Below are 8,645 nucleotides of genomic sequence, written 5' to 3'. Positions count from 1 at the left end.
GGAATCATGCTCTCGGATCACCCGAGCGAGGACGAACTGCGGGTGTTCTTCGACGAGGCGCTGACCGCGGTCCGCGGCGGTGCCGGTGTGCCGACCGACAACGGGCTGGACCTGCGCACCGCGAACGCCCTGTGGGAGATCGCCGAGGCCTACCCGAACATCCCCGACCACCTGATCACCGCCGCCGAAGCCGCTTTCGCCGGCCAGTTGGACGGCTCCAACGCCGCCGCCCGCCAAGCCGCCATCAACCGCGCCTTCGAGTAGTGCGCGAGCACGGCTCCAGCAACGGTAGGGTGACCAGCGAGTTGCTGCACGACGCTTTCGGGAGGCGTACCTGCGTTATTTCTGAGGGTGGGCCAGATGCCTCGGACACGATGTACATGTGCCACCAAGATTCGGGTCTGTACGTGCGAAGCAAGCACTAGTACCCATAGGATTGGGACGCTGTAGTAACTGGCTGCGAAGCCGACGTGCGCACACAGCGTCAGCATCGCAGCTGCGAGGAGGGCCAGTAGCGGATGAGGGATCCAGCGCATGCGCATCGTTCGATGCCGAGGACAGGTAGGGAGCTTGCTGCTGCCGGGCAGTGCTGCTTTGCCGGTACTCGGAACTTCGAGCTGCTAGGAGCATGATCGATGGGTGAGCCGAAGGACGACTGGAAGGGCTTCAAGAGGCCCGGTGCGCTCAAACTGAATCACGACGTCGCGACCAAGGCGGCGACTTATTGTGCGGACATGCTCGACATCATCGACCTGGTGCTGGGCAGTGCGGGTGAACTATCGGATCAGAAACTGCCGACCTCGTATCAGCTTTTCGGTCATCTGCCTTCGGGTCAGGAGATGACGAGGGAAGTTTACAAGGCGGGCACGAAGTTTCGCGAAGATATCATCGACGCGCACAAGAAGATTCTGACCGACATGGCTCAATCGTTCTTGATCGCGGGCAATAAGTACAAGAATGCGGACGGGGACTCGAAGGCTGAGCTGGCCAGGATCCAGAACAGCCGCCATCCTTCCGAAGGCATCGAGCACGCTGAGCAGCACTACAACGGAGAGATTGCAGACCCGGACCATTGGTACGACAATAAGCTCCCGGCGGCGAAGCCGAAATATGAGAAGGCGGCGCCGGACGGCAAAGGTGGTTATCAGGTCGGCAAGTACGAGGGCCTGCCTTCTAGCGTCAAAGTCACGGACAAGGGCGCGATGATCGACGCGGAGCCGGCGGCGACTTTGGTCTACGAGGACTTTCACAAGTTGTATACCACGCTGCAGGGCATCAACTACGTCCAGGACCTGGCTTCGGACTGGCATCGAATGGCGACCCAGTTGGACCGCGGGTTCGCTGATTTCAAACGGGACATCTCGAATCTTGTGGATTCGGAAGAGTGGACCGGTTACGGCGCGAACAGCGCGAAGAAGGCTGTCAATATCTACACCGGTACCGGTGCGGCACTTGTTCAGGCGATGAAAGTCATGAGCGCTAATCTCATGGATGCCTATAACTGGGGCAAGACCACGCAGGTAAACATGCCGGATTCGCCGAAGGATACGTACTCCAAAGACAATCAGGTATTGGTGCTGGGACTGGCCCGAGACGCTTTTGCCAATTGGTACGAGCTCGGCATGGAAGCGACGTCCACCGCCTTCCCGCCGTTGCCCTTTCCCGAAGGTCCCAAGCAGCAAACGCAAGAGCCCGGCCCGCCCGGACCTCCCGGTCCGCCCGGGACCGCGAACCCCGGACTTTCGCAGAAACAGGCGCAAGACCAACAGCGGCGTTTGCAAGAGCAGGCCGAGCAGCAGCGCAAGGCGTTGGAAGAACAGATGGCGCGCGCCCGGCAGGAACAGCAGCAGCGCGCCCAGGAACAGCAACGGCAAGAGCAGCAGCGAGCCGCGCAGCAAGCACAGCAGCAGGCGGCGCAGCAAGCCATGCAGGCGGCACAGCAGCTCGGCCAACAGCTCGGCCAGGCGGTTCAGCAAGCGGGGCAGCAGCTGGCCAGCGCGGCTCAGCAGGCAGCTCAGCAGGCCGCCCTGGCAGGAATTCCCGGTCTGCCCAGCCTGAAGGATCTGGAGGAGCAGGCGAAGAAAGCCATGGGCACCGCTGGATCGAAGGGCGCCGGCGGGGCGGGCGGTCCCGGTGGTGCCCCGAAAGGGCTCACGAACCAGAACTTGGACAAGGCATCCAAGTTGTTCCCGCGCGCCGAGGCGACGACCACCGGTACGGCGGCCGCCGCACGTGCCGGGCTCGCCAACAGCGGCATGGGCATGGGCCCCGGCCCCGGCCCGGGCGCCGCGGGACAGCAGAAGGAGCACAAGCGCGCTGACTACCTCGACTCCACCGAGCATCTGGAAGACGCGATCGGTGATGCGCCGGTTGTGGTCAAACCCGTTGTAGAGCAATGAACCGCACCTGGACGTTCACGGACCTCGAACTCTTCGCCGTCTGGCAACGGGCGACGACGACGTGGTTGCCGTGGCCTTTGGTCTGCACCATGCGGGCGCGCACTCGCAGTGAGCTCGATTACGAAATGCGGCGTGCCATGAACCATGTGGATGTCACATACCCGGAGTTCGTCGGCGAGGTATTGGAGACGCTGTGCTCGCCGGAGATTTCGATCGCGGTCAACGGATATGACGGCCGTGACGAAAACAAAGCCGAAACTCTCGTGCGGGTATTGGGTGTTCGACGCGCCGACACGGGCTACGTCGTGACACAGAAACCTGGTGAAACGTTCTGGCACAGTGGCGGATACACCATTGCCGAATGTGATGCGGTGAGATTGGCGGACAAGGTGGTGGCGGCGCTGCCCGACGTCCCTGCGGGCCGGGAAGCGGACTATATCCTTCCCGCAGAGGATCACGCGGAGGAACTGGACTATTCATTCGCCAGTTCTGTTGTGCGAGATTCGTTTTCGGATCCGGTGCAGCGGCGGTCCGAGAAGTTTCTGGCCGCGCCGATCGAGTATCGCGGAACGGTCGATGTCAGGCAGGGGCGCTCGCGTTTCGGTCCGCGTGGCGTCACCCGCCACCAGCTCCAGTGGCGCGACATCGAAGATGACGGTCGTTATGTGATCACCGAGGAATCCCCGCCGGTGGCGGTGGCCGCCGACGGTAAGCGGTTCGTGCAGTTGATCAACAGCAGGGTCGCCGAGGTGGTTCGGGCGATCAAAGACGAACGAGCATAAAGGGGGTTGACGTGCGTGAGACGCTGTTATTGATCCCATGTCTGGAGAGGGGCGGATATGACGGCACCTAAAGACGAAACGGGGCAGGAGTTTCCGACGGAATTCGTCGTGACCTCGCTGACCGGGTCGCTTGCCGTGCGCACCACCGAACAGGGCCTGCCGCTGGGTATCAAGCTCGATCAAGATCAATTGCGGCGCGCGCCGGAAGCCTTGGCGGCGGAGATATTGCGGTTGTGCAAACAGTCGGCGAACCGGGCCGGCCTGGCTCGGCGGAATCAGCTGAAGGAAGCGGGTTTCACGTCCGAGATGTTGGCGATGACCGGTCTGCCCACCGAGCAGGAAGTCGCGCGGCAGGAGATCATCGAAGAGCAGGAATACGAGACCGAGCCACAGAGCTGGCTTCGATCGGTCTGAGCGGGGAGAGGATTCGGGAGGACCTCATGGTCGACACGATGGACGAGCTGATCGCTCGGGTGCAGCAGCAGATGTACCGGCTGCGTGATCTCAACGACGCGACCGCCGCGATCCTGGTCACCGAAACCTCGCCCGACGGCGCGGTCACGGCGTCGGTGGACGGCAACGGCGCGCTGGTCGGGCTGGAACTGTCCGGCGCGATCGCCAAACTCACGCCCGCGGATTTCGAGAAGACACTGGTCGACACCGCGCAGGCGGCGGCTTATCGGGCCTTCGCCGAGCGGGCCGGGCTGGTTACCGCTTATAACGAGGAAAGCACGAGGTGAGCGGCCCGGATGAGCCCGCAGTTATCAGCGAATTACGTTCCGATAGGTAAGGTTTTGCACGAAACATCGAGGGGTGTTTCGGGATTGGACGCACAGTCATGAATCACATTGAAGTTGTTCCGGATGCGGTTCGGGCCTATGGTTCCGCCTCGGCCGCCATGGCGGCCGGCGTCGCGACGGCGGGTGCGGTCGACCAAGCCGCCACCATCGCGACCGTGGTGCCGGTGTTCGGCCTGATCGGTCAGGAATTCCTCGCCTCGTTCGCGTTCGCGCAGGCGAATCATCTGTCCTCGGTGGCCGAACTCGCCGCGGTGCACGCGGGTACGGCGCTGACCGCGCATCAGGCCGCGAGCACGTACGAGGTCACCGACAGTGCGTCCGGTGCGGCCATCGGATCGGTCAGCTCGAAGTCATGACCAATCCCGGGGCCATCCCACCGCCGGGGGCGGAGCCACTGGATCCCACCGTGCTGGATCTGTTGCGCGGCAGTGTTCTTGCCCCGATGCTCGACCAGCCGGTGAACGACATCCTGCACAACTTGGGCCTGCCGAACCTGCCCGAGATGCCCGCGCACATCCAGATGCCGGAGATGCCGCCGCTGCCGCCGCTCGATCTGACGGCGCTGATGCGGCCGCTGACCGATCTGGCGTCGGCGTTCGGCAGCGGGCAGTTGCCCGCGGCCGCGCCCGCCCCGGCCCCGGCCAACGCGGACGGTACGCAGAACGCGGCCGCACCGGCGCCTGCGCCCGACCCGACCCAGCTGCTGTCCGGCATCTCCACGGTGATGCAGACGGTGATGCAGGTCGGCACCTCGGCGATCCAGACGGCGATGTCGGTCTGGCAGGGCCTGGCGGCGATGGAGGCGGCGAAGAAGGCCGGTGAGGCGCAAGCGGATGCGGGCAAACTGCAGGCGCAGAGCACCGAGGAGAAGCTCGTCCTCGGCGAGGCGGCGGGCAGCGTCTTCACCGGCGCGGGCCTGATGTCCGCGGTGGTGGCGAAGTTCTCCGCGACCCTAGCGCTGGCACCCCTCTACGCGGCTACGCCTGCGGGACAGGTGTTCCTGGCGGCGTCGGCGGTCGAGGCGATGGCCGAGGCGCTCGGCATCACCGTCAAGACCAAGGGCGAACTGCTCGGGCACAGCGGCACTATGACCAAGGCGGGCACGAAGGTCCCGATCACCAACGCGCCCAAGGGCGTTGCGGGTGCGGGCGGTGCCGACCAGCTCAGCCAGCTGATGAGTTTGGTGACGCCGCTGATCAGCACCGCGAGCACGGCGGCTCAGTCGCTCGGCCAGCTCGCACAGGCGAGTTCGTCGCTCAGTGCGCCGAAATCGCCCATCGAATCGAAAGCCCATGTGGCCAGCGAACTTTCCGACGAGGAGAAGGCCAAGGCGGAGGCCTCGCGCGGTGCAGGCCCGGGCGTGGGCGCGTACGGCCCCGGTCCCGGCGCGGCGGCCGCTCCGGCGCAGCCGTTGAATCCGTGGCAGGGCACCCGGGTCGCCAGCGGTTCGGTGGGCGCGCTCACCGGGCTGGGCAGTGTCGGCGCGAGTCCGGCTGCGGCAGCGGCGATGTCGGGCTCGACCGGTGCCGGCAGCGGCATGATGCCGATGGGTGGCGCCGGTGCGATGGGCGCCGCGGGCATGGCCAGGGACGGCGAATCGTCTACCGACGCCTTGCGCGGGCAGATGGTGACCAGCCAGCACGGCGACGAAGTGGTCGGCCGGATCGAGGGGGTCTCGCTGCCGGTGGTCGGCGCGGCCGACACGACGTCGGAACCGCCGCCGGATAAAGAACTCACGCTCTGACTTTGAGGAGGGTCTCATGAGTGGTGAAGACGCGTTCGCGAGCGTTCAATTCGACGCTGTCGCGGCGGGGAAGGCATCGAACGGACTCGATGTGCTGGCCGACCGGCTGACCGCGGATCTGCAGGCGGCGGAGGAGGCCTTGCGGATTCAGCCCGCAGGCGCCGACGAAGTCTCCGGCCGGGCGGCGCAGACCGGGAACGAGGTCGCCACCTCGTACCTGGCGAGTGCGCAGGCCAGCGTGCACGAGATGCGCAAGCTGGCGGCCACGTTGCGGATGCACACGAACGAGTTCGCGCAGATCGAAACCGACAGCGTCGCGGACTTCGACGCCGCGGGCGGCCGGGCCGTCTGAGGCACGGTCCATGGAAGGGCACAGCGCAGCAATGATCGAACCACCGAAGCCAGGGTTCACCGGCGTGGTGTGGGAAGCGCGGCCGCCGGAGCGGCTCGCGCAAGACCTCACCACGGGGCCGGGTTCCTTGCCGATGGCCGAGGCAGCCGCCGAATGGGCGCGGCTCGCCACGGTTTTCGGCGCGGCGGTGCTCGAATACGAGCAGGTTCTTGCGTCGCTGCGCGGTGCCTGGCAGTCCGGGCGCAGCGGCGAGGTCATGGAGAAGGTGTCCACGCTGCGGCAGTGGCTGGTCGACGCGGCGGCGACGGCGAGTTCGAATGCCGCGCGCCTGCAGGCGCAGGTCACCGCGTACGAGGTGGCCAGGCTGGCCATGCCGAACACCGCGGAGATCGAGAAGATCAAGCAGGTGCAGCAGGCGGTGGAGAGCGTGGGCGCCATGCTCGGCGCGCCGATCCGGGCCGTCGCCGCGGATACCGACGCGGACGCGGATGTGGCGAAAGCCGTTGCGTCGCGGGTGATGCGCAGCTACGAGTCGGCGGCCGAGCCGCTGGCGACGCCGTGGCAGCATCAGGAACCGCCGAAGATCGCGCCCGAGCAGGCGTTGGTCGCGGAGCAGTCCGCGGCGGCCGCCGCGGCCGCGGCACCGAAGGCGATGCCGGGATTCCCCGGTGTGCCGGTGGGTTCGATCGGCATTCCCGCGTTGCCGCCGCGTGCGCTGTCCGCCTATCGCGCGCCGGTGTTCTCGCAATCGACCACCGCCGCCGAGCCGGTGGCGCGCAGCACGCAGGTCGGCACCACGGCCGCGACCGGACAGTCCGCGCCGATCGCCCCCGGCGCGATGGGCGCCGCGGGCGGAGCCCAGGATTCGGCTCGGTTCCCGCGCGCCAGCCTGGCGGGTGAGGCCGATCAGATCGGGTTGGAAGGCGAAATCCAGGCCGCCCCAGCCGTACTCGGCGGCACCGAGGCAGTGGCCAAGGCGCCCACCGAGACTCGGACCGAGACCGGCGGTGCGCCGTGACCGTGCTGACCAACGACGCGTTGCTCGCGGTCGCGGACCGAGCCGGCGTGCAGACCCTGCCGCTGGCGCTGGCCGTAGGGCCGCAACAGGATTCGTTCGAGGAGTGGCAGCGTGCGCAGGAGTCGGCGGTGGCCACGCTGATCGACGACGGCCTGATCGACGCGCACGGCGAGGTGGATCCGGAGCTGGCCGACGTGCTGTTCACTCTGGCTCATCCGGAGCAGGAGCTGGCGGCCCGCATCTACACCGGAAACGGTTCGCGCCGAGTCTGTGTGGTGCGCCGCGCGCACATGCACGCCGTCGCGGTGCGCTCGGGCGACGACTTCGACGTGCGCCCGGTGTGGACCGACGGCTCGGCCGCCGATCTGGTGCGGCCGGTGCTCGCGGCCATGGACGCGTGCCCGCCCGCCGAGATCCCCAACTTCAGCGTCCCCGCAGCGGAGCTGGCCGAACGGCTCGATGGAGCCGCGACGTCCAGCGAGCTCACCGACGCTCTCTATGCCTTGGGTGCCACCGATCGCGACGCCACCACTTTGGGGCTGACCTTCGGTGCGACGCACGCCTACGCCGAGATCGTGGCGTGCGCCCATGAGGATGGTGTGACCACCAGGGCGCCCGGCGCCGTCGCCGTGTACGACACCGCTCGCGGGCGGATCGTCGCGGCGCCGATGGTTTCTCCGGATCAGCAGGTCTGGTCCACGGTCACACCGGGTACCGATCATCGGGTTGCGCAAGCAGTCGCCACGTTGATCGAGGGGTTACCCGGGGGAGGTGGCTGCCTCAGTAGTTCTCGGGGTGCAACTTCGGTTGTCTCGTATTGCAACGAGATCGCTCGTATGGGACAGCGATCAACAAAAATGACGAAAGGTCAAAGAAATGTCTCTCACCTCTCTCGGTGGCTCGGGCAAGGCTGTTGGTGTCGAGGCCGGTGGCGTCGACAAGGTCGTCGGTGATCTGGAGACCGCGATCAACAACCTGCGGACTTCGGTCAAGGAAATCGATCAGGCCGCACAGGATGTGCTGAAGGGCTGGAAGGGCGATGCGTCCGACAAGTTCGTTCAGGTCGCCCGTGACTGGCACGACGAAGCCGAGGACCTGAACAAGCGGCTCGACCAGTTCTCGCAGGCCGTCGACGGCGGCAAGAAGACCCTGCAGGCCATGGACCAGGCCTGACGGTCTGTCCATCCTCTATCGGAACCCCATCGTTCTAAGGAATAAAGAATGACCATCCTTTACGATCCCGCAGCCATGAACGAGCTGTACAGCGACCTGCAGAACCACGGCGGCAAGATGAAGGGCGAGATCGACTCGCTCAACGACGCCGCCAAGGCGTTCCACGACAACCTGACCGGTGAGAACGCGTCGCAGGGCTTCGACGCGGCGCACAAGAACCTCACCACGGGTCTGGAGGACACCCTGCAGAAGCTGGATGCTCTCGGTGCTCAGGTCGAGAACGCGCTGCAGCGCGCGCTCGAGGCCGACGGCAAGGTCGGCGACGGTTTCGCCGCATTCTGAGATGACGGCTACCTGACGGCCGGCCGGAACCTGCG

The 8,645-nt window shown here is 66.1% G+C and carries 12 protein-coding genes; all 12 read left to right on the top strand.

Annotated features, from left to right (window positions below; all coding sequences use genetic code 11):
* Positions 1-6: 6 nt before the first annotated feature.
* Complete coding sequence (locus TY25_RS38695; RefSeq protein ID WP_042265043.1) at positions 7-264, top strand: hypothetical protein; 258 nt, start codon at positions 7-9, stop codon at positions 262-264.
* Between the two features lie 371 nt (positions 265-635).
* Entirely contained in the window at positions 636-2,399 is a 1,764-nt protein-coding gene (locus TY25_RS38690; protein ID WP_042265040.1) for a hypothetical protein, read from the top strand.
* A complete protein-coding gene (locus TY25_RS38685; RefSeq protein WP_042265037.1) occupies positions 2,396-3,181 on the top strand; it encodes an ESX secretion-associated protein EspG in 786 nt (261 codons plus the stop codon). The genes TY25_RS38690 and TY25_RS38685 overlap by 4 nt, the downstream gene beginning before the upstream one ends.
* Positions 3,182-3,238: 57 nt before the next feature.
* Positions 3,239-3,595 (top strand): hypothetical protein, encoded by a 357-nt coding sequence (locus TY25_RS38680; protein ID WP_014981748.1) that lies wholly within the window; start codon positions 3,239-3,241, stop codon positions 3,593-3,595.
* Between the two features lie 26 nt (positions 3,596-3,621).
* Complete coding sequence (locus TY25_RS38675) at positions 3,622-3,921, top strand: YbaB/EbfC family nucleoid-associated protein (protein WP_014981749.1); 300 nt, start codon at positions 3,622-3,624, stop codon at positions 3,919-3,921.
* A gap of 98 nt (positions 3,922-4,019) precedes the next feature.
* Positions 4,020-4,337, top strand: a complete 318-nt coding sequence (locus tag TY25_RS38670) for a type VII secretion target (protein ID WP_042265034.1) — start codon at positions 4,020-4,022, stop codon at positions 4,335-4,337.
* On the top strand, positions 4,334-5,725 hold the full coding sequence (locus tag TY25_RS38665) for a hypothetical protein (RefSeq protein WP_042265030.1): 1,392 nt from the start codon (positions 4,334-4,336) through the stop codon (positions 5,723-5,725). The genes TY25_RS38670 and TY25_RS38665 overlap by 4 nt, the downstream gene beginning before the upstream one ends.
* A gap of 16 nt (positions 5,726-5,741) precedes the next feature.
* Positions 5,742-6,077 (top strand): PE domain-containing protein, encoded by a 336-nt coding sequence (locus TY25_RS38660; protein WP_014981752.1) that lies wholly within the window; start codon positions 5,742-5,744, stop codon positions 6,075-6,077.
* Positions 6,078-6,108: 31 nt separating this feature from the next.
* The gene (locus TY25_RS38655) at positions 6,109-7,095 is read left to right on the top strand and encodes a PPE domain-containing protein (protein WP_042265265.1); all 987 of its coding nucleotides are present in this window, start codon (positions 6,109-6,111) and stop codon (positions 7,093-7,095) included.
* Positions 7,092-8,048: an ESX secretion-associated protein EspG gene (locus tag TY25_RS38650; RefSeq protein WP_156055188.1), complete on the top strand. Its 957-nt coding sequence runs from the start codon at positions 7,092-7,094 to the stop codon at positions 8,046-8,048. Before TY25_RS38655 ends, TY25_RS38650 begins: the two co-directional genes overlap by 4 nt.
* A complete protein-coding gene (locus TY25_RS38645; RefSeq protein ID WP_029893149.1) occupies positions 7,972-8,268 on the top strand; it encodes a WXG100 family type VII secretion target in 297 nt (98 codons plus the stop codon). Before TY25_RS38650 ends, TY25_RS38645 begins: the two co-directional genes overlap by 77 nt.
* Positions 8,269-8,316: 48 nt before the next feature.
* A complete protein-coding gene (locus tag TY25_RS38640; protein ID WP_014981756.1) occupies positions 8,317-8,610 on the top strand; it encodes a WXG100 family type VII secretion target in 294 nt (97 codons plus the stop codon).
* Positions 8,611-8,645 lie beyond the last annotated feature (35 nt).

Source organism: Nocardia brasiliensis NBRC 14402 (assembly GCF_000308475.2).
GTDB classification, from domain to species: domain Bacteria; phylum Actinomycetota; class Actinomycetes; order Mycobacteriales; family Mycobacteriaceae; genus Nocardia; species Nocardia brasiliensis.
The sequence above is the reverse complement of the archived record's forward strand: the minus strand, read 5'-3'. Positions and strand labels throughout refer to the sequence as shown.

What these genes read in the sequence shown, in the direction of transcription:
- TY25_RS38695 (WP_042265043.1), top strand. Translation starts at nt 7, where the DNA reads ATGCTCTCGGATCACCCGAGCGAGGACGAACTGCGGGTGTTCTTCGAC.
- TY25_RS38690 (WP_042265040.1), top strand. Translation starts at nt 636, where the DNA reads ATGGGTGAGCCGAAGGACGACTGGAAGGGCTTCAAGAGGCCCGGTGCG.
- TY25_RS38685 (WP_042265037.1), top strand. Translation starts at nt 2,396, where the DNA reads ATGAACCGCACCTGGACGTTCACGGACCTCGAACTCTTCGCCGTCTGG.
- TY25_RS38680 (WP_014981748.1), top strand. Translation starts at nt 3,239, where the DNA reads ATGACGGCACCTAAAGACGAAACGGGGCAGGAGTTTCCGACGGAATTC.
- TY25_RS38675 (WP_014981749.1), top strand. Translation starts at nt 3,622, where the DNA reads ATGGTCGACACGATGGACGAGCTGATCGCTCGGGTGCAGCAGCAGATG.
- TY25_RS38670 (WP_042265034.1), top strand. Translation starts at nt 4,020, where the DNA reads ATGAATCACATTGAAGTTGTTCCGGATGCGGTTCGGGCCTATGGTTCC.
- TY25_RS38665 (WP_042265030.1), top strand. Translation starts at nt 4,334, where the DNA reads ATGACCAATCCCGGGGCCATCCCACCGCCGGGGGCGGAGCCACTGGAT.
- TY25_RS38660 (WP_014981752.1), top strand. Translation starts at nt 5,742, where the DNA reads ATGAGTGGTGAAGACGCGTTCGCGAGCGTTCAATTCGACGCTGTCGCG.
- TY25_RS38655 (WP_042265265.1), top strand. Translation starts at nt 6,109, where the DNA reads ATGATCGAACCACCGAAGCCAGGGTTCACCGGCGTGGTGTGGGAAGCG.
- TY25_RS38645 (WP_029893149.1), top strand. Translation starts at nt 7,972, where the DNA reads ATGTCTCTCACCTCTCTCGGTGGCTCGGGCAAGGCTGTTGGTGTCGAG.
- TY25_RS38640 (WP_014981756.1), top strand. Translation starts at nt 8,317, where the DNA reads ATGACCATCCTTTACGATCCCGCAGCCATGAACGAGCTGTACAGCGAC.